This is a genomic window from Pseudomonas ovata (genome assembly GCF_003131185.1).
GTDB lineage: Bacteria > Pseudomonadota > Gammaproteobacteria > Pseudomonadales > Pseudomonadaceae > Aquipseudomonas > Aquipseudomonas ovata.
On the sequence record NZ_QFFU01000020.1, the window covers coordinates 90,161 to 116,314 of the forward strand.

Annotated in this window: 27 protein-coding genes; 12 read left to right on the forward strand and 15 right to left on the reverse strand. The window is 63.9% G+C overall.

Going from position 1 to position 26,154, the window contains the following annotated elements; genetic code table 11:
- Window positions 1-29: 29 nt before the first annotated feature.
- Window positions 30-896: a KPN_02809 family neutral zinc metallopeptidase gene (gene ypfJ, locus DGA31_RS21985; protein ID WP_056841914.1), complete on the forward strand. Its 867-nt coding sequence runs from the start codon at window positions 30-32 to the stop codon at window positions 894-896.
- A 3-nt stretch (window positions 897-899) separates the two neighbouring features.
- Window positions 900-1,892 (forward strand): hypothetical protein, encoded by a 993-nt coding sequence (locus DGA31_RS21990; RefSeq protein WP_109513960.1) that lies wholly within the window; start codon window positions 900-902, stop codon window positions 1,890-1,892.
- A 192-nt stretch (window positions 1,893-2,084) separates the two neighbouring features.
- On the opposite strand, the gene DGA31_RS21995 is transcribed toward DGA31_RS21990, so the two are convergent.
- From DGA31_RS21995 to DGA31_RS22005, 3 genes are all read right to left on the reverse strand, one after another.
- Window positions 2,085-2,675, reverse strand: a complete 591-nt coding sequence (locus tag DGA31_RS21995) for an HAD family hydrolase (protein ID WP_109513961.1) — start codon at window positions 2,673-2,675, stop codon at window positions 2,085-2,087.
- Window positions 2,675-3,544, reverse strand: a complete 870-nt coding sequence (gene tesB, locus DGA31_RS22000; RefSeq protein ID WP_056841911.1) for an acyl-CoA thioesterase II — start codon at window positions 3,542-3,544, stop codon at window positions 2,675-2,677. Before tesB ends, DGA31_RS21995 begins: the two co-directional genes overlap by 1 nt.
- Window positions 3,545-3,618: 74 nt before the next feature.
- On the reverse strand, window positions 3,619-4,188 hold the full coding sequence (locus DGA31_RS22005) for a GNAT family N-acetyltransferase (protein ID WP_109513962.1): 570 nt from the start codon (window positions 4,186-4,188) through the stop codon (window positions 3,619-3,621).
- 108 nt (window positions 4,189-4,296) lie between these two features.
- Here DGA31_RS22005 and DGA31_RS22010 point away from each other — a divergent pair, with 108 nt between their 5' ends.
- Window positions 4,297-5,223, forward strand: a complete 927-nt coding sequence (locus DGA31_RS22010) for a histone deacetylase family protein (RefSeq protein ID WP_109513963.1) — start codon at window positions 4,297-4,299, stop codon at window positions 5,221-5,223.
- Window positions 5,224-5,231: 8 nt separating this feature from the next.
- Here the strand turns inward: DGA31_RS22010 and DGA31_RS22015 are convergent, their stop codons facing one another.
- The gene (locus DGA31_RS22015; RefSeq protein WP_109513964.1) at window positions 5,232-5,516 is read right to left on the reverse strand and encodes a type II toxin-antitoxin system RelE/ParE family toxin; all 285 of its coding nucleotides are present in this window, start codon (window positions 5,514-5,516) and stop codon (window positions 5,232-5,234) included.
- On the reverse strand, window positions 5,506-5,745 hold the full coding sequence (locus DGA31_RS22020) for a CopG family ribbon-helix-helix protein (RefSeq protein ID WP_056842014.1): 240 nt from the start codon (window positions 5,743-5,745) through the stop codon (window positions 5,506-5,508). The genes DGA31_RS22015 and DGA31_RS22020 overlap by 11 nt, the downstream gene beginning before the upstream one ends.
- 125 nt (window positions 5,746-5,870) lie before the next feature.
- Between DGA31_RS22020 and DGA31_RS22025 the strand changes: the two genes are divergently transcribed.
- Entirely contained in the window at window positions 5,871-7,106 is a 1,236-nt protein-coding gene (locus DGA31_RS22025) for a TIGR03862 family flavoprotein (protein WP_109513965.1), read from the forward strand.
- A 34-nt stretch (window positions 7,107-7,140) separates the two neighbouring features.
- On the opposite strand, the gene DGA31_RS22030 is transcribed toward DGA31_RS22025, so the two are convergent.
- The gene (locus DGA31_RS22030) at window positions 7,141-8,469 is read right to left on the reverse strand and encodes an RNA helicase RhlE1 (RefSeq protein WP_056841906.1); all 1,329 of its coding nucleotides are present in this window, start codon (window positions 8,467-8,469) and stop codon (window positions 7,141-7,143) included.
- Between the two features lie 62 nt (window positions 8,470-8,531).
- Window positions 8,532-9,434 carry a drug/metabolite exporter YedA gene (yedA, locus tag DGA31_RS22035; protein ID WP_109513966.1) on the reverse strand — a complete coding sequence of 301 codons (903 nt, stop codon included), beginning with the start codon at window positions 9,432-9,434 and terminating at the stop codon, window positions 8,532-8,534.
- 167 nt (window positions 9,435-9,601) lie between these two features.
- Between yedA and DGA31_RS22040 the strand changes: the two genes are divergently transcribed.
- Window positions 9,602-10,087 (forward strand): Lrp/AsnC family transcriptional regulator, encoded by a 486-nt coding sequence (locus DGA31_RS22040; protein ID WP_056841904.1) that lies wholly within the window; start codon window positions 9,602-9,604, stop codon window positions 10,085-10,087.
- Here DGA31_RS22040 and DGA31_RS22045 read toward each other — a convergent pair.
- From DGA31_RS22045 to DGA31_RS22055, 3 genes are all read right to left on the reverse strand, one after another.
- On the reverse strand, window positions 10,065-10,676 hold the full coding sequence (locus DGA31_RS22045) for a 3'-5' exonuclease (RefSeq protein WP_161959214.1): 612 nt from the start codon (window positions 10,674-10,676) through the stop codon (window positions 10,065-10,067). The two genes, DGA31_RS22040 and DGA31_RS22045, sit on opposite strands and share 23 nt — an antisense overlap.
- A 34-nt stretch (window positions 10,677-10,710) precedes the next feature.
- Entirely contained in the window at window positions 10,711-11,190 is a 480-nt protein-coding gene (locus tag DGA31_RS22050) for a LabA-like NYN domain-containing protein (RefSeq protein WP_056842013.1), read from the reverse strand.
- 88 nt (window positions 11,191-11,278) lie between these two features.
- Complete coding sequence (locus DGA31_RS22055; RefSeq protein ID WP_109513968.1) at window positions 11,279-11,917, reverse strand: DUF2076 domain-containing protein; 639 nt, start codon at window positions 11,915-11,917, stop codon at window positions 11,279-11,281.
- Window positions 11,918-12,096: 179 nt separating this feature from the next.
- Here DGA31_RS22055 and DGA31_RS22060 point away from each other — a divergent pair, with 179 nt between their 5' ends.
- The 3 genes from DGA31_RS22060 (at window position 12,097) to DGA31_RS22070 (ending at window position 16,306) form a co-directional block, all read left to right on the forward strand.
- Window positions 12,097-12,759: a YciC family protein gene (locus DGA31_RS22060; protein ID WP_109513969.1), complete on the forward strand. Its 663-nt coding sequence runs from the start codon at window positions 12,097-12,099 to the stop codon at window positions 12,757-12,759.
- A 54-nt stretch (window positions 12,760-12,813) separates the two neighbouring features.
- Window positions 12,814-13,902 (forward strand): endonuclease/exonuclease/phosphatase family protein, encoded by a 1,089-nt coding sequence (locus tag DGA31_RS22065; RefSeq protein ID WP_109513970.1) that lies wholly within the window; start codon window positions 12,814-12,816, stop codon window positions 13,900-13,902.
- A gap of 367 nt (window positions 13,903-14,269) precedes the next feature.
- Window positions 14,270-16,306: a TonB-dependent receptor gene (locus DGA31_RS22070; RefSeq protein WP_109513971.1), complete on the forward strand. Its 2,037-nt coding sequence runs from the start codon at window positions 14,270-14,272 to the stop codon at window positions 16,304-16,306.
- 12 nt (window positions 16,307-16,318) lie between these two features.
- On the opposite strand, the gene DGA31_RS22075 is transcribed toward DGA31_RS22070, so the two are convergent.
- Complete coding sequence (locus DGA31_RS22075) at window positions 16,319-17,056, reverse strand: hypothetical protein (protein WP_056841898.1); 738 nt, start codon at window positions 17,054-17,056, stop codon at window positions 16,319-16,321.
- Window positions 17,057-17,271: 215 nt separating this feature from the next.
- Between DGA31_RS22075 and DGA31_RS22080 the strand changes: the two genes are divergently transcribed.
- Window positions 17,272-17,598 (forward strand): hypothetical protein, encoded by a 327-nt coding sequence (locus tag DGA31_RS22080; protein ID WP_109513972.1) that lies wholly within the window; start codon window positions 17,272-17,274, stop codon window positions 17,596-17,598.
- A 336-nt stretch (window positions 17,599-17,934) separates the two neighbouring features.
- On the opposite strand, the gene hrpB is transcribed toward DGA31_RS22080, so the two are convergent.
- Both hrpB and DGA31_RS22090 read right to left on the reverse strand, forming a co-directional pair.
- On the reverse strand, window positions 17,935-20,457 hold the full coding sequence (gene hrpB, locus DGA31_RS22085; protein ID WP_109513973.1) for an ATP-dependent helicase HrpB: 2,523 nt from the start codon (window positions 20,455-20,457) through the stop codon (window positions 17,935-17,937).
- 75 nt (window positions 20,458-20,532) lie between these two features.
- Window positions 20,533-21,423 carry a plasmid pRiA4b ORF-3 family protein gene (locus tag DGA31_RS22090; protein ID WP_082481869.1) on the reverse strand — a complete coding sequence of 297 codons (891 nt, stop codon included), beginning with the start codon at window positions 21,421-21,423 and terminating at the stop codon, window positions 20,533-20,535.
- A 178-nt stretch (window positions 21,424-21,601) separates the two neighbouring features.
- On the opposite strand from DGA31_RS22090, the gene DGA31_RS22095 reads away from it, so the two are divergent.
- Together DGA31_RS22095 and DGA31_RS22100 are read left to right on the forward strand one after the other, a co-directional pair.
- Window positions 21,602-22,021, forward strand: a complete 420-nt coding sequence (locus DGA31_RS22095) for a polyribonucleotide nucleotidyltransferase (RefSeq protein WP_109513974.1) — start codon at window positions 21,602-21,604, stop codon at window positions 22,019-22,021.
- A gap of 29 nt (window positions 22,022-22,050) precedes the next feature.
- Window positions 22,051-22,944 carry a cation diffusion facilitator family transporter gene (locus tag DGA31_RS22100; protein WP_109513975.1) on the forward strand — a complete coding sequence of 298 codons (894 nt, stop codon included), beginning with the start codon at window positions 22,051-22,053 and terminating at the stop codon, window positions 22,942-22,944.
- Between the two features lie 9 nt (window positions 22,945-22,953).
- Here DGA31_RS22100 and DGA31_RS30575 read toward each other — a convergent pair whose 3' ends face one another.
- Entirely contained in the window at window positions 22,954-24,072 is a 1,119-nt protein-coding gene (locus tag DGA31_RS30575) for a DUF6515 family protein (RefSeq protein ID WP_109513976.1), read from the reverse strand.
- 542 nt (window positions 24,073-24,614) lie between these two features.
- On the opposite strand from DGA31_RS30575, the gene DGA31_RS22110 reads away from it, so the two are divergent.
- Complete coding sequence (locus DGA31_RS22110) at window positions 24,615-25,094, forward strand: Lrp/AsnC family transcriptional regulator (protein ID WP_056842011.1); 480 nt, start codon at window positions 24,615-24,617, stop codon at window positions 25,092-25,094.
- A 40-nt stretch (window positions 25,095-25,134) separates the two neighbouring features.
- On the opposite strand, the gene DGA31_RS22115 is transcribed toward DGA31_RS22110, so the two are convergent.
- A complete protein-coding gene (locus DGA31_RS22115) occupies window positions 25,135-25,770 on the reverse strand; it encodes a pseudouridine synthase (RefSeq protein ID WP_109513984.1) in 636 nt (211 codons plus the stop codon).
- Between the last annotated feature and the right edge of the window lie 384 nt (window positions 25,771-26,154).

Sequence of the window (26,154 nt, forward strand, 5' to 3'; positions counted from 1 at the left end):
CTTTTATTGTGTGTGTCGAGGGCAGTCCAATGCTGTGGAAAAAAGGCCGACGTAGCGACAACGTAGTCGATGAGCGCGGACAAGGCGGTGGCGGTGGCCGGCGCATGGGCGGCAAGGGCCTGACGCTGGGCGGTGTGGCGCTGATCGTGGTGTTCGGCCTGATCACCGGACAAGACCCGATGCAGATCCTCGGCCAGTTGACCGGGCAGATGCAGGCTCCGCAGACCCAGCCGGCCAGTCCGACGCAGCGCCCGGCCGGCAACGACCCACAGGCCGAGTTCGTGCGGTCGGTGCTGGGTGACACCGAAGATCACTGGAAAGCCGCCTTGCCTGGCTACCAGGACCCGCAACTGATCCTGTTCAACGGTCAGGTCAGTTCAGCCTGCGGCTATGCCACCTCGGCCACCGGCCCGTTCTACTGCCCGGCCGACCGCAAGATCTACCTCGACCTGGACTTCTTCCGGGAAATGTCGCAGCGCTTTTCGGCCGCCGGCGACTTCGCCCAGGCCTACGTGATTGCCCATGAAGTGGGCCACCATGTACAGACCCTGCAAGGCATCTCGGCCAAGGTCCAGCAGGCGCGTCAGCGCGGCGAGAAAATGGAAGGTGCCAACGGCCTGCTGGTACGCCAGGAGCTCCAGGCTGACTGCTACGCCGGAGTCTGGGCCAACAGTGCACAAAAGCGTTTGAACTGGCTGGAGCCGGGTGATATTGAAGAGGCATTGAATGCGGCCAACGCCATTGGCGATGATCGCCTGCAACGCCAGGGACGCGGCCATGTGGTGCCCGACTCCTTTACCCACGGGACATCCGCACAACGGGTGCGCTGGTTCAAGACCGGCTTTGCCCAGGGCAATATCAACCAGTGCGACACGTTCGCCGCCAAGAGCCTGTAATCGATGACCAAACCGTTGTGGCTGGCCGTGATGTTGAGCACCGCCCTCGCCAGCCTGAATGCCCATGCCGAAGGCTCGCCCGTCAACTCCATCAGCCCTGACCGCCTGGGCATCCACGGCAGCCAGGCGACGCTGGGGCTGAGCCAGGAATGGGTGCGGCCCAAGCCACAGATCCAGCGTGTGGTGATTGTGCTGCATGGTCGCCAGCGCAATGCCCAGACCTATCTGCGCACCATGGAGCGCGCCGCCAACCAGTCGCATGAACGTAACCGGACGCTGCTGATCGCACCGCAGTTCCTGGATGAGCGCGACATCGCCGCCCACCACCTGGCCGACTCGATCCTGCGCTGGCATGAAGATGCCTGGATCAATGGCAGCCCCTCCGTCGGCCCGCAGGCGGTCAGTTCGTTCACCGTGCTGGACCACATTCTCAAGCGCCTGAGCGATGACAAGCTGTTTCCCAATCTCAAGGAGATTGTCATCGCCGGCCACTCCGGCGGCGCGCAGATGGCCCAGCGCTACGCCGTGCTGGGCGGCAAGCAGGAAGCCCTTTTGCACAAGCAGGGCATTCGCCTGCGCTATGTGATCGCTACACCATCGTCGTATGCCTGGTTCGACGCGCAACGCCCACAAACTGTCTCGGAGAAATCCTGCCCAGGCTTCAATGACTGGAAATACGGCCTGAACAAATTGCCGGCCTATGCCGCCAGGGCCGAGCATGGCGAGCTGGAAAAGGATTACGTGCAGCGCGATGTCACCTACCTGCTGGGCCTGCTCGACAACGACCCCAACCAGTCATCGCTGGACAAGACCTGCGCCGCCGAAGCGCAGGGCGCCAACCGCCTGGTGCGCGGTCACAACTACTATGACTACCTGCTCAAGCGCCACCCTACCGGCCTGAACCAGCGCGTGGTCGACGTGCCGGGCGTTGGCCATAACGGCGACGGTATCTTCACCGCCCCGCTGAGCGAGGCGGTGCTGTTCAAGCCGCTGTAGGAGCGGCTTCAACCGCGAAGAGGGCGGTAGGTTCGCTACAGGTGCAGCGACTTTACTGCCATTTCGCGACTAAAGTCGCTCCAGAAGCAATAGGCACCTAAATGAACAGTATTGGCTTTAGCTGCGCAAAGGACGCGAACGTTCAGGATTTTTGTAACTCTGGCGGCTCACGGCCCGGTCAGGCCTACAGGTTCATACCAGCAGTTCACGCAACGCATTGCAGTCGCGCACGTGCCAGTCGGTCGAGTCCGGCCAGGGGTTTTCCGGCAGGTTGACCAGCACCGTGCGGGCACCGGCGGCGCGGCCGCAGCTGAGGTCGTGCAGGTGGTCGCCGATCATCACCATTTTGGCCGGTGCTACCTCCCAGGCCCCGGCCAGTTGCAGCAGGCCGGCCGGATCAGGCTTGGGCGTGGCATTCTCGCGGCCCAGCACATGCTCGGCGGCAAAGCAGTCGGCCAGGCCGATGGCTTGCAGCGTGATATGCGCCAGTTCCTGTGCATTGCGGGTCAGGATACCCAGGCGATAGCCGCGCCCGGCCAACTCGCGTACCAGCTCCACAGCACCGGTTGCCGCCACCGAGCCCAGCGCCAGCTCACGTTCGTGCTCCAGCAGCCAGGCGTGCTTGGCGGCTGACTCGTCCGCCGGCAGGCTGGCCAGGTGTCCGAGGATGTCCGCCTGTTGCGGAATGTCCAGCGCGCGCTTGATGGCCGCAAAGTCGTGCACCGGCACCGTCAGGGTGCCGTCCATGTCGAACACCCAGTGGCGGATCCGCTCGAGGTTCATCATGCCCAATCCTTGCGATGGCGAATCAGGCCTTCCTGGCTGACCGAGGCCACCAGTTGGCCGGCACGGTTGTACACGCTGCCACGCGAAAAACCGCGCGAATTGCCGGCCCAAGGACTGTCCATCGCGTACAGCAACCATTCATCGGCGCGCAGGTTGCTGTGGAACCACAGCGAGTGGTCCAGGCTGGCGACCTGCATGTCGCGCTGCCAGACGGTCTTGGCATGCGGCAGCAACGAGGTGGTCAGCAGGTTGAAGTCCGAGGCATAGGCCAGCAGGTACTTGTGCAGTGCCGGAATGTCCTTGAGCGCGCCGTCGGCCCGGAACCAGACGTACTTGACCGGTTCGCCGGGCTTGGGGTTGTAAGGGTCTTCGGCGGTGACCGGGCGAAACTCGATGGGCTTGGGGCACAGGAATTTCTCGCGCATCGCCTCGGGAATCAGGTGGGCATTGCGCGTCAGCAGCTCAAGCTCGCACGGCAGGTCGTCGGGACCGACCACATCGGGCATCGCGGCCTGGTGCGCAAAGCCTTCTTCGTCGTACTGGAACGAGGCGCTGCAGGTAAAGATCGGCTTGCCCTTCTGGATCGCGGTCACGCGCCGGGTGCTGAAACTGCCGCCATCGCGCACCCGGTCGACGTGATAGACCACCGGCAACTGGGCATCGCCGGGGCGCAGAAAGTAGCCGTGCATCGAGTGCACGTGGCGGTCATCCTCGACCGTCTGGCTGGCCGCCGAGATCGACTGGCCCAGCACCTGGCCACCAAACAGCTGGCGGAAGCCCAGGTCCTGGCTGCGACCGCGAAACAGGTTTTCTTCAATGGATTCCAGGGTCAACAGGTCAACCAGGTCTTCAAGCACGCGGCTCATTCATGACTCCTTGCAGCTAAACGGATCCGCGCGCCGAGGGCGGCGGGTAACAAACAGGGATGATACAGAATCGCTCAGCCTTGCAGGGTCGAGAGCCATTGCTCGCGATTGATGCGGTATAGCACATGGGGCTTGAGTGGATGCCCGTCCGGCAACGCGGGGTGGTCGAAATCCCCCAGCGGGTCGGGTTGCATGCCGATGGCCTGCATGACCTTTTGCGAAGGCAGGTTGCTGTGGGCGGTGAACGACACGATTTCATCCAGCCCCAGCCGGTCAAAGCCACACCCCAGCGCCGTCCACGCCGCTTCGCTGGCAAAGCCCAGGCCCCAGTGCTCGCGCGCCAGGCGCCAGCCAATCTCCACGGCGGGCGCGAACGGCGCCTCGAAGCCCACCACCGTAAGGCCGGTGAAACCGATAAATGCCCCAGTGTCCTTGCGCTCCAGCGCCCACAGACCAAAGCCCAGCTCGGCAAAATGCCCGCGCAGGCGACCGATCATCGCGGCAGCTTGCAGGCGGCTCAACGGCTCGGGGAAGTAACGCATCACCTGCGGGTCGGCGCACAGGGCGGCAAAGGCCGGCAGGTCGTCATCGTGCCATTGGCGCATCGATAATCGCGCACTGTCGAGCGTAAGTATGGGTTCCATCCATCATTCCTCGGAGCGATTCTGATTCTGGCGGTGATCATGCGACACGGCTGTGCGCCTGATGGCATTACTGGCACTATCGCGCTTGGACCCTCAAGCGCACGAAAAATGTCCCTGCCGCTCATCTACCACGACGATTACAGCCCGCCCTTTCCGGACGATCACCGCTTTCCGATGGACAAGTTCCGCCTGTTGCGCGATCACCTGGTCGACAGTGGCATCACCGACGATGCGCAACTGCTGCGCCCGCCGCTGTGCCCACCGGATATTCTGGCCCTGGCCCACGATCGCGCCTATATCGAGCGCTTCATGAGTGGCACGCTGTCACGCGAAGACCAGCGTCGCCTGGGCCTGCCCTGGAGTGAAGCGCTGGCCCGGCGCACCGTGCGTGCCGTGGGCGGCTCGTTGCTGACGGCCGAGCACGCCCTGCAGCATGGCCTGGCCTGTCATCTGGCCGGCGGCACCCACCATGCCCACTACGACTACCCGGCCGGTTTCTGCATTTTCAACGACCTGGCGATCATCAGCCAGTACCTGCTGGGCAGCGGCCGGGTCGGCAAGGTGCTGATCTTCGACTGCGACGTGCACCAGGGCGACGGCACCGCCCGCCTGCTGGCCGACACCGAGGACGCCATCACCGTATCGCTGCACTGCGAAAAGAACTTCCCGGCGCGCAAGGCACAGAGCGACTGGGACATCCCGCTGCCCATGGGCATGGGCGATGCCGAGTACCTGCAGGTGGTGGACGAGACCCTCAACTACCTGTTGCCGTTCTACAAACCGGACATCGTGCTGTACGACGCCGGCGTCGACGTGCACAAGGATGATGCGCTGGGCTACCTGAACCTCACCGACCAGGGCCTGGCCGCCCGCGACGAAGCGGTGCTGAACCATTGCCTGGGGCGAGATATCCCGGTGATGGGCGTGATCGGCGGCGGCTACAGCAAGGACCGCCAGGCCCTGGCACGCCGGCACGGGATCCTGCACCACAGTGCGCAGAAGGTGTGGGTCAAGAGGGGGCTGAGCACGATGTGAGGGTGCTTTTACCAATCGGAAGGTGGCGACCTTCGCGTATGGAAAAGACGCAAGATCTGTAGGCGACCTTCGTGGACGCGATAGGGCATCAGATAGGGATAATCAGGGATGGTCCATTCGCGAGTGCCCGCCACTCGCCCCTGGCGACCCATTTCGGGAAACAGTGCAAGCTGCCCCGCGCTTTGCTGTACAGCCTTCACAAAATTCATGGCGACCTGGCGATTGTGACGGGCGATCCAGGCAGCCTCATCGTCAAGATTTTCGAGGGCGGTCTTCAGCCATTCAACGCGCATCGCCCGCCCACTTGGCCATTACGGCCCCCACCTCTTCATCGCTGGCAAAATCACCGGCATCGGCCTCTTGCACGGCCCGCTGTATCTCGGCTGATTGCCAGATTTCACGGTCCAGGTAGTGTTTGAGTGCTTCTGTCGCCAGCCAGGACGTGGTTCGACCCGTCGCCTTGGCCAGATTCGAAAGCGTGGCAGCCATTTCATCGGAAATTTGTATCGTCATGCCGGGCATTATGGCCTCCGAAAAAAGTGCACAGGACATAAACATATAGTGCCACGCAGACCGTATCCACATGCCCAACACCCGATCTCAGGTAGAATGCCCACCCCTTTCGTACCACGGCCCTCGGTTTGCCCATGACTTCATCGACCTCCCCTGCCCCTGCATCTGTCGCCATCATCGGGGGTGGGCCGGCCGGGTTGATGGCGGCCGAGGTGCTGAGCCAGGCGGGTGTGCGGGTCGATCTGTATGACGCCATGCCGTCGGTGGGCCGCAAGTTCCTGCTGGCCGGGGTCGGCGGCATGAACATCACCCATTCCGAGCCCTATCCGGCGTTCGTTGCGCGCTATGCCGAGCGAGCGCAGGCCATCGAGCCGTTGCTGCAGGGCTTTGATGCCCCGGCGCTGCGGCAGTGGATTCACGAGTTGGGCATCGACACCTTTGTCGGCAGTTCCGGGCGGGTGTTTCCCACCGACATGAAGGCGGCGCCCTTGCTGCGCGCCTGGCTCAAGCGTCTGCGCGAGGGCGGCGTGGTGCTGCACAACCGCCATCGCTGGCTGGGCTGGAACCGCGACGGCAGCCTGCGCGTGACCAACCCCGAAGGCGAACTGGCCCTGCGCCCGGCGGCAGTGCTGCTGGCGCTGGGCGGGGGCAGTTGGGCGCGGCTGGGCTCTGATGGCGCCTGGCTGCCGTGGCTGCAGGCCAAGGGCGTCGAGACCGCGCCCTTGCAGGCCAGCAACTGCGGCTTTGAGGTCAGCGCCTGGAGCGAGGTGCTGCGCAGCAAATTTGCCGGCGCGCCGCTGAAGAACATTGCCATGACAGTGGATAACCTGCCGCCACGCCCGGGCGAATACGTGCTCACCGAGCGTGGCGTCGAAGGCAGCCTGGTGTATGCGTTGTCGGCGCCGATTCGCGAACAGATCAACCGCCACGGCCAGGCCACGGTGCTGGTCGACCTGCTGCCGAACAAGCCGCTGGAGGCGGTGCACAAGGCGCTGGGCAAACCGCGCGGGTCGCGCTCGATGAGCAAGCACTTGAGTGGTCAGTTGGGACTGGAAGGCGTCAAGGCCGCCCTGTTGCGCGAGCTGGCGCCCGGCGGGCATTTCAACGATATGGCGTTGCTGGCCCAGGCGATCAAGGCCCTGCCGCTGACGCTGGTCAAGGCCCGGCCGCTGGACGAGGCGATCAGCACCGCCGGTGGCGTGTGCTTCGAGGCACTGGATGAGCAACTGATGCTCAAGGCCGTGCCGGGGGTGTTCTGCGCCGGCGAGATGCTCGACTGGGAAGCCCCGACCGGCGGCTACCTGCTGACCGCCTGCTTTGCCAGCGGGCGAACCGCCGCGCAGGGCGTGCTGCGCTGGCTATCGCGCTGACCGCCCCGTTACACCCCCGCCCCTGCAACCGTCTTCAAGGCTTGCGCTTGCGCGGGCCGGTGTTGAAGACCGGGACCTTGCGCACCGGTTTGGCCGTCGGGGCGGTGGGTTCGATATCGCCGCTGTCGACCCACTTGCCCAGGTTGCCCTTGCCGCTGGCCTTGGGTTTCTTGGGCTTTTTCGGCTTCTTGAGGATCTGCCCGCTGGCGTCGGTGACCGGCACCCGGTGATCAGGGATGAAGTCCGGTTCGTCGTTGCGCACCAGGGTCTGGCGGATCAGCACTTCGATGGCCGCCAGCTGCTCGACTTCATCGGCGCACACCAGCGAGATCGCCTCGCCGGTCTGCCCGGCGCGACCGGTGCGGCCGATGCGGTGCACGTAGTCCTCGGCCACGATCGGCAGGTCGAGGTTGACCACGGTCGGCAGATCGTCGATGTCCAGGCCACGGGCGGCGACATCGGTGGCCACCAGAATCTGGATTTCACGCGTCTTGAAGCTGTCCAGCGCGCGCTGGCGGGTAGCCTGCGGGCGGTCGCCGTGAATGCCGTCGGCCTTGATGCCCAGCCCTTGCAGGCGCTCGGTCAATTGGTCGACACCGACCTTGGTCCTGGCAAACACCAGCACCTGGCCCCAGCGCTGTTGCTTGAGCAGGTGGATGAACAGCTCGGTCTTGCGTTTCTTGTCGACCGTCACCACCCACTGCTTGACCGTGTTGGCAGCAGCATTGCGCGGGCTGACTTCGATGCTCAGCGGGTTGTCGAGCATCTGCCCGGCCATCAGGCGGATCGGGTCGGAAAAGGTGGCGGAGAACAGCAGGGTCTGGCGCTTTTTCGGCAGCACGTTGTAGATGCCGCGCAGCTCTTCGGAGAAGCCCAGGTCGAGCATGCGGTCGGCTTCGTCCAGCACCAGGACCTGTACCTGATTGAACTTGACCGCGTTCTGCCGGTGCAGGTCCAGCAGGCGGCCTGGCGTCGCCACCAGTACGTCCACGCCACGGCGCAGGCGCATCATCTGCGGGTTGATACTGACGCCGCCGTACACCGCATAGGTGCTCAACGGTACGTGCTCGGCGTACTGACTGAAGCTGGCGTGCACCTGCTCGGCCAGTTCACGGGTGGGCGCCAGCACCAGCGCCCGCACCGAGTTGGCCGCCACCTTGGGGCCTTCCAGGGTCAGGCGTTGCAGCAGCGGCAGGGCAAAGCCTGCGGTCTTGCCGGTGCCGGTCTGGGCGGCGGCCATCAGGTCGCGGCCTTCGAGCACGGCGGGAATCGCCTTGGCCTGGACAGGCGTCGGGGTCTGGTAGCCCAGCGCCTCAAGCGCACGCAGCAAGGGTTCGATCAGGCCAAGAGAAGCGAATGTCATGGAAATACCGTAGGGAAAATTCAGCGCAAGGCGCGCAGTTTACCCTGTCGCCGGTCTGTCCGTCAGGTCGACGCCTGAGTGAGCACCGGCCGGCGCCACTGCGGCAGGCCGATCAGGATCACCGCGCTGATGATCACCAGCATCGCCAGCGCCTCCTCGGGGCCGACGTGCTCGCCAGCGAACAACATGCCCAGCACCACCGCGACCACCGGGTTGACATAGGCATAGCTGGTGGCGGCGGCCGGGCGTACGTTCTTGAGCAGGTACATGTAGGCGCTGAAGGCCACGATCGAGCCGAACACCACCAGGTACGCCAGCGCACCCCAGCCGGCGGCCGTGGGCATCTGTTCCAGGCGCTCGCCGCTCAGCTGGCTGGCGACCATCAGCATGGCGCCGGCCGTCAGCATCTCGGCAGCGCTGGCCATCGGCCCATTGGGCAGCGGCAGGTGCTTGCTCAGCACCGAGCCCAGCGCCCAGGCCGCGGCAGCAAAGATCAACAAGGCGGCGCCATAGGGGCTGGCCTGCAGGTTGGAGCCCAGGTTGAGCAGGCCGATGCCGATCAGGCCCAGCGCAATGCCGGCCCACTCCAGGCGCGTGGTGCGGTTGCCCCAGAACAGCCCGAACAGCAGGGTGAACAGCGGCATGGTCGCCACCGCCAGCGCCGCCACGCCCGAAGACACGTCGGCATGCTCGGCCAGGGTCACTCCGCCGTTGCCGCAGCCCAGCAACAGCAAGCCGATGATCGCGGCCGCCTTCCACTGGGCGCCGGTCGGTGCCGGCACCCCGCGCCAGCGCAGGTAGCCGTACAACAGGGCACCGGCAATCAGAAAGCGTATCCCGGCCATCATCAACGGCGGCCAGGAGGCCACGCCAATGCGGATCATCAGGTAAGTGGAACCCCAGATCAGGTACAGGGCCAGGAAGGCGCCAATGAGTAACAGGGGAAAGCGGCGGGCAGTCGGCATGGCAGGCTCGGAATCCATTCTTATGGTGAGCCCATTTTAAGAAGGCGCCAAAGGAATCTTAAGCCGACAAACCTGTTTAAACTGCGTGAATAATTTCGAATCAACGGTACTGCGAGGCTTTGGCCTTTGATTCGATACCTGGCACTTTTGTTTGCAGGAGACGCCTTGTGGAACTGGATAAATACGATCGCATGCTGATCGATGCGCTGCTGGAAAACGGCCGGGCGTCATTCGCGCAACTCGCACGACGGGTCAATCTGTCGGCGCCGGCGGTGGCTGAGCGCATTGCCAAGCTGGAAAGCCAGGGGGTGATCACCGGTTACCAGGCCACGATCAACCTGGCCAAGGTCGGCCTGCCGATCCAGTGCATGATCGAGCTGCGCCTGGGCAGCCATGGCAACCAGCAGGCGTATCAGGAGTTGTACAAGTTTCCCGAGCTGATCCAGTGCCATCGCGTCACGGGTGACCCGTGCGTGATCATGCGCGCCGCCGTTGACTCGATGGAGCACCTGGAGCAGTTACTGGATCGCGTGGCGCGCTTTGGTTTCAGCAAGACCTCGATCGTGCTGTCGACGCCGGTCGAGCGGCCATTGCCGGCCGGCCATCTGGGCAGCGGCGCAGCGCCTGCGCTTAAAGCCCGCGCTGACGCCTGAGGGTTTCCAGGATCCTTGCCGCCGGAACCTTCTGCAGGCTGCACAGCATCTGGTGAGAAATGTGGGTCAGGCCGTGCTGGTTGCGCAACTGGCCGGTCATGTAGCCCATCAGGTTGGCAGCCATCTCGGCATCGGCCATGGCCCGGTGCGCCTGGCCGGTATTGGGCAGGCGCGCGTAACGGGTCAGGGTGCCGAGCTTGTGGTTGGGCGCCCCCGGAATCAGCCGCCTGGCCAACAGCATCGAACAGGCAAAGCTCTGTTCGCGCTTGCGCTGGATGCGCGCCAGCTCGAAGTCCCAGAACTTCTGGTCGAACGAGGCATTGTGCGCCACCAGCGGCGTACCGCCGACAAAGTCGGCGACCTCGCCCATGACCTGATCGGCGGCCGGCGCGGTACGGATCATGGCGTTGCTGATGCCGGTCAGGGCCTCGATGAATTCGGGAATGCGCACCCCGGCGTTCATCAGGCTCTGATAGCGGTCGACGATGCGCCCCTCTTCCATGATCACCACCGCCACTTCGGTGGCACGGCAGTCTGGGCCGGGCGAGATGCCCGTGGTTTCAAAGTCGATGACGGCAATACGTTCCACGGTCGGTACCCTTTTTCCTTGCAGTATCAGGTGTTCAATTCTTGAGCAGCAGTGCGCCTTCGACAGGCACATAGCGGGTGGCGGCGCGGATCAGCGAGTTGGCGGTCAGCCCCGGCACGCCATAGGCCACGGCCTCGACCTTGTAGCGGTCGATGATGCGTTCGAGCAACAGGTCGAAGTCGCCATCGCCGGAAGCCAGCACCACTTCGTCGACCTCGGCGGCATGCTCCATCACATCCAGGGTGATGCCCACGTCCCAGTCCCCCTTGGCCGAGCCGTCGCTGCGCTGGATGTAGGGCTTGAGCCTGACGGTGAAACCCAGGTTGCGCAGAATCTGCTGAAACTGCTGCTGTTTGCTGTCGCCCCGGTCGATGGCGTAGGCATACGCCTTGACGATCTGCCCATGCTGGCTGACGTCGGCCCAGAACGCGGCGTAGTTGAAGTGGCAGCCGTGCGCCTGGCGCACCGTGTAGTAGAGGTTCTGCACATCGGCAAACACCGCGATCTTTTTCACTGTCACTTCCCTGAATGCAAACAGCACGCAGTATGCCAGTTATGCGCTGTCGATGTGCGCGTGTGCAGAAACCCGAAGCAGTGCTCAATCAGACAAAGCTGTCATCGTCATCGAATGCAGCGCTGTCATCGCCGGCCAGATAATCCTGATCACGGTTCGACCAATCATCCTGTGGATAACCCGGTGACGGTGAATTCTGGATCACTTCGACGATCTCCTGCGGCGCACTGTGGTGACCGAACAGGCTGCTGATACCCTGCGCCAGCATCACGCCCCCCGCGACCCCGGCCGCCGTTTGCAGGGCGCTGCCAAGAAAACCGCTGCCCTTGGCCGGCACCGCTGCCGGGGCGGCAGGCGGTGCGCTGCCAGGCTCGTTCCAACCGCCGGGCGCCGGGCGCGGTGCGGGGTCGCGTGCCGCCTGGCCACCGCCGAACAGCCCGGACAGAAAGCCCCCGCCGCCACTGGCCGGTGCACTGCGCGCCTGCTGCACCTGGGCTTGTAGCTGGCGGATCTGCTCGTCACGCTCGCGCACCTGCTGGTTGAGCTGATTGACCGCCGCTTCCTGTACCACGATGGCCTGGGCCATGTAATAAGGCGCAGCCGGCTGGCGGCGCAGGTGCTCATTGATGTGCGCCTCGACGCTCGCATCACGGGAGCCGGCGCTGGCCTCGGCATTTTTCAGCTTCGAGAACAGCTCATCGATCAGGGTTTGCTCTTGGTTGTTCATACGCACCTCGCAAGGATCGTAAAAGGCCACAGGCAGCCTGGTACAAGTAATGGGGCTGCCCTGAGGCGCTTCAAGCACATGACAAAAAAGTTAAGAAGCCCGCTGCAGGCGGGCGTGCTTGGATCGTCGCCGACCAATGGGCTACAGTGTTCGCCGCCCTTTTCCCACGACCGACCTCCATGAATCCGCTGAACATCCTCCAGGACTCGCTGTACTTCTTTCGCCACAACCTGATCAGCATCATGGTGCTGTGCCTGCCGCTGGTGGTGCTTGAGTCGCTGGCCAAGCAAGCCGTCGGCAATGCCGTGACCAACAATGCCTCGCACGCCTACGAACTGCTGGTGGGGCTGTTCTTCTACCCGCTGTACAGCGGCGCACTGATCCTGCTGCTCGACGCCCGCACCCGCGGCGAACAGCCACGCACGGTCGACATCTGGGCCATGACCCTGCGCCTGTGGCCCAGTTTTGCGGTGTTGTCGGCGGTCAGCACCCTGCTGATCATGTTCGGCCTGTCGCTGTTCGTGCTGCCAGGCCTGTGGGTGATGATCAAGCTGGCGTTCAGCGAATACCTGCTGGTGCTGCGCCAGCGCACGCCGATGATGGCGATGCGCGAGAGCATGCACATGACCACCGGGCATTTCCTGCGCATCCTGGTGTGCCTGTTGTGCATCTATATTCCGCTGTCGATGATCGAAGGCGTCGGCCTGTACCTGCTGCCCGAGCCACAAGGGCCTGGCGTGTCGCTGCTGCTCGACAGCCTGACCAGCTTTCTGCAACTGTTCATGGGCGTGGTGATGTTCCGTCTGTTCATGCTGGTTGAAGGCGACACACCCAAGGCCTGAGCCGTTGTTGTCGACTATGCTCAACCCCAGTCCATCAGGAGGCCCATCCGCGCGATGACCCGAATCCTTTTGCGTCTGAGTGTGTTGACCCTGCTGCTGATCGCCGGGTTGTGGCTGGCAATCAGTCACCTGACCTGGCGCCCGTTGCCCCGTGAGCCGGTCAAGGCAACCTGCAGCCCCCCCCGGGCACCGCTGCTCGTGCCTGGCCAGGCCTTGAAGGTCATGACCTGGAACATTCAGTACCTGGCCGGCAAGCGCTATGTGTTCTGGTACGAACCGGCCGCCGGCAGCAACCCGGACGAGCGCCCCACCGCCGAAGACCTGGCGTTCAACCTCGATGAAGTGGCACGGGTAATCCGTGACGAACAGCCCGACCTGGTGCTGCTGCAGGAAGTCAGCGACGGCGCCAAGAATACCGATTACCAGAACCAGGTAGCCCTGCTACAGGAACGACTGGTCGACCTCTACCCTTGCAGTACCCAAGCGTGGCAATGGCAGGCCGAGTTCGTGCCGCATCCACGTCTCTGGGGCAGCGTCGGCCTGAAAATGGCCACCTTCAGCCGTTATCGCATTGACAGCGCCGAGCGCTTGCAATTGCCGGTACAGCCGGCCAATATTGTGCAGCGTCAGTTCCAGCCCAAACCTGCGCTGCTGGTCAGTTACCTGCCACTGAGCGATGGCAGCCGGCTGGCGGCGATCAACACCCAGTTGTATGCACCCCGGCCGGGCGACGACACCTTGCACCAGCAGGTCGAAGCCACCGCCCGGTTGCTCGATCAACTGACCGGCCATGGCACTCCGTGGTTGATCGGCGGCGACTTCAACCTGCTGCCCCTGGGCCAATATGCGCGTCTGAGCGCTGGACACCGCCAGCCCTACCCGCCCGACAGCCCGCTGCACCGGTTGTGGGACACCTACCCGATGATCCCCGACAACAGCGAAGCCAGCGGCATCGAACGTCGCCGCTGGCTGACCCACTGGCCCAACGACCCGCGCCTCGACGGCCCGGACCGCACGCTGGACTACCTGTTTTACAACCCGGCCCTCAAGCGCCTCGACGCCCAGGTACGCCAGGCCGATACACTGGACATCTCCGATCACCTGCCCGTCCTGGCACGCCTGCTGCTACCCAAACTCCCGTAGGCGCGCGCTTGCCCGCGACCGAGTGCGCAGCGCTCGCAAAATCTGCGAAACGCTGCAAATTTACGACTGCTCCGCAGCCGGTCGTGGTGGTCCGGCAAGCGCGCCCCCATCAAACATAAAATAACTTATTGATTTTATTGAGTTTTAAGTTCACTCCTTGTGGGAGGGGGCTCTGCCCGCGATTGAGCGCAAAGCGCTCACAGAAATCTGCGAAACGCCACAATTTTACGACTGCTAACGCAGCCGGTCGCGGGCAAGAGCGCTCCTACCCCCCCTGCCACCCAGCCTTGCAACGCGCCCGCAGTTTCACCTGGACGAAATATTGTTATGTTGTAACATAACAATTCAAATCCTCAGGATCACTCCGATGCTCGTCCGATTCGCCTTTCCTCTTTCCGCGCTGGCCGGCGCGCTGCTCGCCACCCAGCCTGCCAGTGCCGCGCAAACCGTGACGCTCGATCCGCAGGTCATCACCGCCAACCCATTGCGCAGCGACACCCTGGCGTCGCCGACCAGCGTGGTGGAAGGCGATCAGTTGACCCTGCGCCAGTCCGCACAATTGGGCGAGACCCTGAACACCCTGCCCGGAGTGTCGTCGACCTACTTCGGCCCGGCGGCCAGCCGGCCAGTGATCCGCGGCTTCGATGGCGACCGCATTCGTATCCTGCGCAATGGCGTCGGCGCGCTGGACGCCTCGTCGCTGTCCTATGACCATGCCGTGCCCTACGACGCCGCCAATGCCGAGCGTATCGAAGTCGTGCGCGGGCCGGCGGCCTTGCTGTACGGCGGCAGTGCCGTGGGCGGGGTGGTCAACACCTTCGACAATCGCATCCCCACCGCGCCGGTCGACGGGGTGCACGGCGGCGGCGAGCTGCGCTATGGCGGCGCGGACACCACGCGCAGCAGCGCCGGCAAGCTGGAAGCGGGCGACGGCAACTTTGCCTTGCACCTGGACGCCAACTCGCGCCAGTTCAACGACCTGCGCATCCCCGGTTACGCCCATTCGCGTGATCAACGCGCCCTCGACGGTGACGACAGCAAACACCGCGTGGCCAATAGCGACGGGCGTCAGGACGGCGGTGCCATCGGTGGTGCCTACCATTGGGATCATGGCTTTGTGGGTCTGTCCTACGACGAATACGACAGCAATTACGGCTCGCCGGCCGAAGACGCGGTGCGCATCGACATGGAACAGCGCCACTACGCGCTGGCCTCGGAAATCCGCGACCTTGAAGGCCCGTTCAGTTCGGTGAAGCTGGACGTTGGCCACACCACCTACGAGCACCGCGAGATCGAAGACGGTGCAACCGGCACGGTGTTCAAGAACGATGGCTACGAGGCTCGTATCGAGGCCCGGCATAAACCCATCGGCCCGCTGGAAGGTGTGATCGGCGCACAGATCGCCAGCAGCCAGTTCCAGGCCCTGGGCGCCGAAGCCTTCGTGCCGCGCACCGACACCGACAGTGCAGCGCTGTTTGTGCTGGAGAACTGGCAAGCCAGCGAGCGCCTCGACCTGACCCTGGGCGGCCGCCTGGAACACACCCGCCTGCGCCCGGAGGCCGACGGCAACGAACGCTTCGAAGGCAGCGACACCAGCCACAGCTTCAGCGCCGGCAGCCTGTCGTTCGGCGCGGTCTATAAACTGACCGATATCTGGTCGCTGGCCAGCACCCTGAGCTACACCGAACGCGCGCCGACCTTCTACGAGCTGTACGCCAACGGCCCGCACGAAGCCACTGGCACCTATGAAGTGGGCGATGCCAATGCCGCAAAGGAAAAATCCTGGTCCACCGACCTGGCCCTGCGCTTTGATAACGGCACCCACAAAGGCAGCGTCGGGGTTTTCTACAGCCGCTTCTCCAACTACATAGGCCTGCTGGGCAGCGGTCGCTCCCTGAACGACGACGGTGAAGAAGTCGCCGCCAGCGACGATGACGCCCTGCCCGAATACCTGTACAGCGGCGTCAAGGCCGACTTCTGGGGCCTTGAAGCCCAGGACCTGTGGCGCCTGGCGCAAACCCCATACGGTAACTTCGCGCTGCAAAGCTCGGCCGACTACACCCGCGCCAATAACCGCGACACCGGAGAGGCCCTATCCCGCATTGCACCGCTGCGTCTGAACACTGCGCTGCTGTGGGACTACAACCAGTGGCAGGCCAGCCTTGGCGCCGAGCACGCCAGCGCCCAGCACCGCGTGCCGCGCGCCGAACGTGACAGCGACGGCTACACCACGCTCAATGCCAGCCTCGGCTACCGCTTCGAGGTGGGCCAGAGCGAGTGGCTGGCGTTTGTGAAGGGCGACAACCTCAATAACCAGACGGTGCGCTACGCCAGCTCGATTCTGCGCGATGAAGTGCCGGCGGCCGGGCGCAGTGTGCAAGCGGGGGTGAAGATGAGCTTTTGAGTGTCGGCCGACTCAACTGTAATCGAACGAAAACAGCACCAGCCCTTCGATGGGCTCGTACAGCATCACGATCAGGTCAGCCCCGGCGCTGCGGTAGTTCCAGCCGTGAGCGCTGGCCACGTGATAAAAGCGGTTGCCGGCCGGGCTCAGGGGATAGACCAGGTAGTCGCCGTTGTCGGGATCGACTTCGATGATCTCCTTGGGAAACTCGATGGTCTCGACCCAGTTGCCCAGCCCCGCCTCGCCGCCCAGTTGCTCGACGAACGTGACCGGTTCGTCGTGATCACAGTCCGGGCGCACCAGGATGCCACGGGCCTTGTACACCTCGGCGGCCTTCGCGTAGGCCTGGTGCTGCTCGGCGTAATGGCGCTCAAGGTCGGCCCGGGCGCCTGGGTGCGGGTCCGGCAGGCCGGCATTGTCCTTGTGCAAGAAGAAATAGCGCGGGTCGCCGCACAGGCGGTAACGCCCGTCTTCGAGCTTGAAGCCGATCCAGTTGGTCTTGAGCAGGTCGCCGTGATAGCCGTCCCATTCGGTGAGTTCACCGACCAGGCTTTCATAGGGCTCCAGCGGGCTGAGCATGTGCAGCACACCCGACCACTCGGGATTGACCGTGCTGATGTCGAGGCTGAACAAGGGGTGCAAGTGGATGGCCAGCTCCTGCTGGTCGGGCACGAACACCGACTCTGGCGCCGGAAACGGCTGCATGCCGGCAGGCACCCGGGTGTAGTCCACGGTTTCATCCTGGGTCATCGATCAACTCCTGTCATTGAATAAGCCCTATGCAGACAACGGTTTGACGCTGAGGATTCATAACGCTCTGCCATAACGCTTGAATTGGTCATTTCTGGCGTGCAGACCCTGCCGAGACCTTTACCTGACCTTTACAGACTCTGTACCTGGATTTACAAAAAACCGGTGTCTTATGGATACATGGCCAATACACAGGCCACATGAGGAGACACACCATGTTTTCGAAGATCACCAGAATTCTGTTGCTGTCCGCCAGCCTGCTGGTGGCCGGTACTGCCGGCGCCGCCGATCGCCACCTGGATGCGCCCGTGTTTGCCGGCGCGTCGGTCGATGCGGCCCCGGCCACCCTGCTCGCGCGCAACGACCGCTACGATGACCGTCATCACTATCGTCGCCCGGCGCCGCGTGAATACCGTAACCACTACTATGCGCCGCCCCGTTCGCACTATCAGCACCGCCGCTATGCACCGCCACCGCGTCATCACTACCGTGAGCATAACCGCCACGATCGTCGCTACTACTATGATCGCCGCCGCGGGTAAGCGCTGAGAGACCGCTGCCGCACGCTCATCAACACAAAATAACTTATTGATTTTATTGAATATTAATTCACTACCGTAGGAGCCCGCTTGCCGGCGACCGGCTGCGCAGCAGTCGTAAAAACAGTGGTGTTTCATCAATTTTTTGCGAGCACTACGCACTCGATCGTCCGAGTACGGCCCAGGCCAAGCGCGCTTTACCTGGCCACATGCTTGCTGCGCGAAAGCGCGCCGCCTTGGCGCGCCGCCTTGGCGCTGTGTCAGTAACACAGGGTGGGCTCCTGCAAGCAGTGAGTTTAATATCCAGCATCTGCCTGATGAGCGCTCGCCCCCAGCCCCTCAACCCTTGCGGGGCTTGATCCGTGCAGTGGCCTCGGCCACCAGCGGGTCATCCGGCCAGTAATGCTTGGGGTAGCGTCCTTTCAAATCCTTCTTGACCTCGCTGTAGGTCGTGCGCCAGAAGCTGGCCAGGTCTTGTGTCACCTGCACCGGGCGGCGCGCCGGGGACAACAGGTGCAGCTTGACGGCCTGGCGGCCGTTGGCGATGCGCGGTGTGTCGGACAGCCCGAACAGCTCCTGCAGGCGCACGGCCAGGATCGGCGGGTGTTCGCTGTAGTCCAGGCGCACCGACGAGCCGGAAGGCACCTGTACGTGCGAGGGTGCCAGTTCATCCAGGCGTTGCGGCAGCGGCCAGGGCAGCAGGTTGCGCAGCATCGACGACAGGTCGAGCGCGCCGAAGTGGCTGAGCCGGGTGACCTTGCCCAGGTACGGCAGCAACCAGTGTTCCAGGCTGGCGAGCAACGCGCTGTCGCTGACATCTGGCCAGTCGCTGGCAGGCTGCTGTTGCCTATCCAGCGTGCGCAGCAAGCTGACCCGCGCCTGCCACTGGCGCAGCTCGGGCGTCCAGGCCAGCAATTCCAGGCCCTTGCGCCTTACCAGCCCCAGCAAGGCCTGCCCGCGCGCAGCCTCATCCAGGCCCGGCAGCGGCTCGCTGCCGAGCACCAGTTCGCCGACCTTGCGCTGGCGCTCGGCGCGCAGCACGCCTTCGCGCTCGTCCCAGTCCAGTTGATCGACGTTGCGCACCTGCTCGGCCAGCACCGTATCAAACAGCGCAGGCTCCAGATCGGTGGCCAGGTAAATGCGCTCTTCGCGCTGGCCCTGGCGGCTGCCCAGGTCGGCGACCACCAGCCATTCGTGCTTCATCAGGGCATCGCTGTCGCCAAACAACGCGGCGCGACCGTTGGCCAGGCGGTACTCGGCGCCACCGGGGCGTCGCTGGCGCGCCACCCGGTCCGGGTAGGCCAGCGCCAGCAAGGCGCCCAGCCAGCGCGGATGCTCGGGATCGCTGACGGCCTGGGCCGGCTTGCCGCGCAAGTGACTGCGGTACTGGCGAGCCAGTTGCCGGGCACGCTGCACACCGCCCTGGGCGTTGCGCTGGGCCTTCTGTTCGCCCGACAGCAACACAAGGCGGCTGTGCAGGTCGGCACCGGCGCCGCGAAGGATATCGCGCTCGCCCAGCAAGGCGGCGACGTCACAGGCCATGTCGGCCAGCCCCAATGACTGACCGCGCAACAGCAGATGGGCGATGCGCGGGTGCGCCGGCATTTCGGCCATCGCCTGGCCATGACCGGTCAGGCGCCCGTCCGCTTGCAGCGCGCCGAGGCGCTGCAACAGGTCGCGGGCCTGGCCAAAGGCGGCCATGGGCGGCAGGTCGAGCCACTTCAACTGGTTCGGTTCCACCCCCCAGCGGGCCAGTTGCAAGGCCAGGCCCGCCAGGTCGGCCTGGAGGATTTCGGCACTACCATAAGCGGCCAGTTGCTCGTGCTGGGCCTCGGACCACAGCCGGTAACACACGCCCGGCTCCAGGCGCCCGGCCCGGCCGGCGCGCTGGGTGGCGCTGGCGCGGGAAACACGCTGGGTGTCCAGGCGGGTCATGCCGCTGCCCGGATCGAAGCGCGGCACCCGCGCCAGCCCGGCATCGATCACCACGCGCACGCCATTGATGGTCAGGCTGGTCTCGGCAATATTGGTGGCCAGCACCACCTTGCGCGCACCGGACGGGGCCGGGTCGATGGCGGCGCGCTGGGCGTTGAGGTCCAGCTCACCATGCAACGGGCACAGCAGAATGTCGCTTCGTTCACCCAGGGCGTCGGCCAGTTGCTGATGCACCCGGCGAATCTCGGCCTGCCCCGGCAGGAACACCAGCAGGCTGCCGGTCTCGCTGCCCAGCGCATCGAGCACGGTCTGCACCACGCGCGGCTCGACGAACTCGCCCGTCTGGAACGGCCGCCCCCACTGGATCGTCACCGGGAACATGCGCCCTTCACTGCGCACCACCGGCGCGTCGTCTAGCAGGGCCGACAAGCGCTCACCTTCCAGCGTGGCGGACATCAACAGGACCTTGAGCGGCGGTTCGTCGCGCAGCAGTTCACGGCCGTTGAGGCTCAGGGCCAGTGCCAGATCGGCGTCCAGGCTGCGCTCATGGACTTCGTCGAAGATCACCAGCCCCACGCCCTCCAGCGCCGGATCGTCCTGCAATCGGCGGGTGAGGATGCCTTCGGTGACCACCTCAATGCGGGTCCCGGGCCCGACCTTGCTGTCCAGGCGAATGCGGTAACCCACGGTTTCACCGACCTTCTCGCCCAGTTCGCTGGCCAGCCGTTCGGCCGCGGCGCGCGCGGCCAGCCGGCGCGGTTCGAGCATCAGGATGGTCTGCCCGGCCAGCCACGGCGCCTCAAGCAGCGCCAGCGGCACGCGGGTGGTCTTGCCGGCGCCGGGCGGGGCTTCGAGCACCACCTCGTGGCGCTCGTTGAGGGCTTGGCGCAGGGCCGGCAATACAGCGTCGATGGGCAAGGCAATCATGGGCTACTCCCGAACTGGGCGGGCAGTATACCGAGCAGGCGCCGGGGCAACAGCGCCAGCGCTGCAACCCAGGGGCTACAACGCCTGCAACAGCCCCTCGACCTGTTGCAGTTCCCAGGCGCTGAGAAATGCCACCGGGTCGGTGCCAGCCCGGTGCCAGTCCTGCATCGAGCCGAGCCGGCCATCCGGGGCGCGGCAGAACTGACACAGGGCCAGGCCCTGTTCATCAAACGACAGTGCCAGCAACCAGTCATCGACAGTGACCAGCAGCGGCTCGTCGCCGGTTTCGTTGTCCAGTTGTTCATCGATCTTGCACAAAGTGCGTTGGCCCAATGCCAGTTCCTTGAGCACCTGGTAGACCTCACGGGCGTCCAGCGGGTCGAACTGCTTCAACCAGTCATTGGTTTCCTCCAGGTCGAACAGGGCGGGATCGAACTCATTGCCGAATGCCTCTTTGATTTCCGTGTGCTCGGGATGTGCAGGATCCGCCAGTGCCTCCAGCATGAATTCATAGCCCGGCACGCCTCCGATATCCTCCGGGGGACAGGCATTGGCGCCCTCGAGGCAATAAGCCGCCTGGGGGAACGTGCTGGACGACAGACCGCGCTTTTCGACCGTGACCTTGTGGTACCAGTCATCGCCAAAATCATAGAGATAGACGAAGCTCTTTTTTCTGCCCAGCGCCTCGCTCAGGGTATACAGGGACTCAGGCTCGGCAGGACTGCGCCACGGGTCATCCTCGAGCGACTCATCGGGCGGACCATAGACCTTGTCGCCCATACGGAAGGAGTGCAGGTGCTCATTGTCCCAGCCCATCACGCCCTGCAAGACCTCGTGCAACTTCTCCAGATCGATATCGGACGGTACGACGAACCGGCGCCAGACAGAAGGTACACAGTCCTGCAACTCGATGTGCAGTAACCAGAAGTCCGCTCTGGACCGGGGAGTGGAAGCTGCCTTGACCATAAATCGTGATCGCCCTGCAAGATTGAAAAGAATCGAACCCGCCAGACTATAACGCGCTTTTCATGCCCTCTTAAACCTGCAGAAAATTTCTGCACCCGAACCTGCGCCGGGCGCAATAGTCTTAGCCCCGCAGTCTTTGCCTTGTATAGTTGCCCTCTTCACTACAGGAGTTTTTCCCATGCGCCTTGCTTCGCGTTTGATCGGTGGTGTTCTGGCCGCCACGCTGCTGACCCAGTTGTCCGCCTGCGGCAGCATTTTCTATCCCGACCGTCGCGGCCAGATCGATGGCAAGGTCGACCCGGCGATTGTCGTGCTCGATGCCTTGGGCCTGCTGTTCTACGTGATTCCGGGCGTGATTGCTTTGGGCGTGGACTTTGCTACCGGTGCGATCTACTACGCGCCCAACGAGCAGGCACAGGTCGATCCGGTCAGGCTCAAGCCGGCGGTCAAGGCCGATGGCAGCGTCGACACGCAGAAGCTGCAGGTCATTCTGGAACAGGAACTGGGCCGCACGTTCCCGCTGGACGATCCGCGCCTGATCCAGCACAAGGGCAGCCTTGAGCAACTGGCCAGCCTGGGCCTGCGCCCGGCGGCCTGAACCTGAAGACCTGCACCTGAAGGACACGCATGCACGCCAACGCTGAACACACCCGCCTGCTGCGCCTGGCCACCCGGGCCTCGCTGACGGTGGCGATCATCCTGATCATCACCAAAGGCGTGGCCTGGTGGATGAGCGGCTCGCTGAGCCTGCTGGCCGGGCTGACCGACTCGCTGCTCGATGGCGCCGCCTCGTTGCTCAACCTGCTGGCGGTGCATTACGCCCTGCGCCCGGCCGACGACGACCACCGCTACGGGCATGGCAAGGCCGAGGCCTTGTCGGGCATGGCCCAGGCGCTGTTCATCACGGTCAGCGGCGTGCTGATCGGCATTCAGGCCATCGAACGCATCCAGAACCCCGAACCGCTCAGCACAGCCTTGCCGGGCATTGTCGTGACCTTGCTGGCGCTGGGGTTGACCCTGGCGCTGCTGGGCTTTCAGCGCAAGGTGATCCGCATCACCGGTTCCAGTGCGATCAAGGCCGATGCCTTGCACTACCGTTCAGACCTGTTGCTCAACGTCAGCATCCTGCTGGCGCTGAGCCTGACCTGGCTGGGCTGGCAGCAGGCCGATGCCTGGTTCGGCCTGGCGATTGCCGGGTATATCGTCTGGAGTGCGGTGCAGATCGCCCGGGAAACCTTCTCGGTGTTGATGGACCAGGAGCTGCCACCCGAGGTCAGCGCCCACATGCTGGAACTGGCGCGCGGGGTGCCCGGCGTGCTGGGCGCACATGACCTGCGCACGCGCATCTCCGGGCAGATCTGGTTTGTGCAGCTACACCTTGAGTTGCCCGGCTCGCTGACGCTGTCGGTCGCGCATGAATTGTGCGACCGCGCCGCTGCCGCCATTCATGCCCAGTACCCGCAAGCCGAAGTGCTGGTACATGCCGACCCGCAGGAAGTGGTCGGGCAGAAGCTGGCCTGATCGTCTAGGCTATTGCACGCTGTAGCCACGCTCGTACAGACACGCCCCCATCGCCTGGCGATAGGTGTCTATGACTTCCTCGGCTGGCGCATAGGTGACACTGGCGGGGTCGAAGCCACTGCGGTCGACAGCCCAGCGGTAGCATTGGTAGCGATCGTACTCGACACGCTCCGGCGTCTGCCCGGCGATGGGCGAGAACGACGGGTCGTACTGACTGGCAGAAGGCGGCGCCCCCTGGCTGTCTACCTGAGCCTGCGGCGGGTTGACCACCACATAGTCCTGGCTGTCAGGCTGCCAGGCGTAGTAACTGCCGGCCGCCAGAAACAGCAGCGAACCCCCCACCCAGAGTTCTTGTGAATAGGCCGGCAGACTGCTCACCCGCACGCCTTGGGGCGGCGTCACCACCACATAGCGCTCGCCTTGCGGGCGATACCAGTAGCCGTCGGCATAGTAGTAATCCTGGCCGCGCCACGGAATACGGGAATAGCCGCGTGGCACCTGGTTGAGGCTGTTGCCCGGGCGGTAGCGTGGACCTGTGCCCCAGCCATCGCCGCGTCCGTCTGGACGCCCGGCCCACTGCTGGCGTGGACGCTGGTCGCGCGGCAGGTCCTGATAATTGCCCTGGCGGGGTGGCTGGGTCTGCCACGACTCGCGCGGTGCACTTTGCAGCGGAAGATTGTCCTGGCGTTGCTGCAACTGCTGGCGCTCATCCTGACGCTGTTGAGTCTGGATCTGGCGCTGCTGCTCGCGCTGTTGCTGCTGTTGCTGGTACTGCTGCTGTTGTTGCTGGCGTTCGGCGTTGCGCTGCTGGTTCTGTTGCTGCTGAACCTGGCGGTCCTGCTGGCGTTCGACCTGGCGCTGCTGGTTCTGCTGATCCTGGATCTGCCGTTGCTGCTCACGCTGCTGCTGGTAGATCTGCTGTTGTTGCTGCTGCTCGACGCTGCGCATCTGCTGCTGTTGCTGCTGGATCTGCCGATCCTGCTGGCGCTCGATCTGACGTTGCGGGTTCTGCTGCTGGGGATTGGCGCCACGCAACTCGCCCGGCGACTGGTCGCCGGCCTGCACAGGGGCGGCCAGGCTCAGGCACAACAGACTCGGAACCGCGAACTGCCAGAGGCCGGTTTTCATGCTGTGTTCACCTGAACAGGAAAGAGACGTTAATTAAGACTGCAAGACGGCGATGGGGTTCTGCGCGGCGTCTTGAGTGCACTTTATCAGAGCTGTGCAAACGCGGTTGGGCGACAAGCCGAAGACAGGATCCATAAAACCAATACCGCTGTTGCGCCTGTGCCGCAGCCGTCGCGAGCAGAGCCCCCTCCCACATGAGTCGACCGCGTCGCCCTTTTCTGCAGGGCATGAAAAAAGGGGCCCTGGGGCCCCTTTGGGATGCTTCGTCCTGGCTCGACGCTTGTGGCGCCGGCTCACTTCACACCGTCTTCTGGACAGGGTGCAGCCCGGGGGCCTGATCCACCCGGTTGGGTGGGAGGCCGCAGTTGGTCTGATTCGACCGACTGCAGTGGACGTGATGTCCGGGCAGTGATTGGTGTTGAAAAGAATAGGCTTTCAGGCGCAGCAGAGGATTGCGAAGATTGCTTAAAAAAAGCCCACTTGCGCAATTTTTAACTTGAGATCAATATTTCAGCGCAATAGAACTTAGAAAGGTGAACATCGTGAGCAAGCTCGACAGATACGACCTGAGCATTTTGGCCGAATTGCAGCGCGATGCGCGTATCTCCAACCAGGAACTGGCAGAGCGCATCGGCCTGTCGCCCTCACCCTGCTCGCGGCGGGTCAAGCAACTTGAAGACGACGGCTATATCGTGCGTCAGGTCGCGTTGCTGGACCGCAAGAAACTGGGCCTGAGCCTGACCGCCTATGTGCTGATCGGCATGGACCGCCACACCCCTGAACGCTTCGAGAACTTCGAGCAGCACATCCGCAACCTGCCCCAGGTGCTCGAATGCAGCCTGGTGACGGGCATGGATGCCGACTATCAACTCAAGGTGGTGGTGCCGGACATGGATCATTACCAGAAGCTGTTGCTGGGCCACCTGACCCGCATCGACGGGGTGACCAGCGTCAAGTCCAGCTTTGTCCTCAACCAGGTGCTGGCCAGCACCGAAATGCCGCTCACCCACCTGCGCCCGTGAAGCAGCGGCAAGCCAACGCGGCGCCTGCCCTGCTTGCAGCTCAAAGCGTGAACTGGGTCAGTTCCCGGTACTGCCCCTGTTCCAGGTCGTCGAGCGACCACGGTCCGATGCGCACTCGCACCAGGCGCAAGGTGGGCAGGCCGACAGCAGCGGTCATCCGCCGGACCTGACGGTTGCGGCCTTCCTTGATCACCAGTTCCAGCCAACAGGTTGGAATGCTTTTGCGAAAACGCACCGGCGGATTGCGCGGCCACAGCGTCGGCTCTTCAAGGGCACGGGCTTCGGCGGGCAGCGTCGGGCCGTCGTTGAGCGTCACCCCGTCACGCAGTTGCTGCAGCTGCGCCTCGCTCACCTCGCCTTCGACCTGCACCCAGTAGGTCTTGGCCAGCTTGTGCCGGGGATCGGCAATTTTTGCCTGCAACTGGCCGTCGTTGGTCAGCAGCAACAGGCCTTCGCTGTCACGGTCCAGCCGCCCGGCCGGGTAGATGCCCGGAATGTCGATAAAGTCCTTGAGCGTGGCGCGCCCCTGATCGTCGCTGAACTGAGTCAGGACATCGAAAGGCTTGTTGAACAGGATCAGCTTCGGCTCGGCCGGCGGCGCCTTGGCAGCGCGCCGCGGGGCGGCGGCATTGCCAGAGACGGGACGCCGGGGAGCGGGACGTTGAATACGGGACATGACGGTAACCGGAAAAAACAGATCCCGCATTGTAGACACGTAGGCGCGCGCTTGCCCGCGACCGAGTGCGAAGCGCTCGCAGAAATTGATTAAACACCGCTATTTTACGACTGCTGCGCAGCCGGTCGCGGGCAGAGCGCGCTCCTACACCGGGTCCATGTTTGCTGCGCGAAAGCGTTGTGTCAGTGACGCAAGGTGATCTCTCATCAAACACAAAATAACTTATTGATTTTATTGGTTATAAAATTCACACCCGTAGGAGCGCGCTCTGCCCGCGACCGAGTGCGAAGCGCTCGCAGAAATCTGTGAAACGCCATAAATTCATGACGGTGAACGCGTACAGAAATCTGTGAAATGCTGAAAATTTACGACTGCTGACGCAGC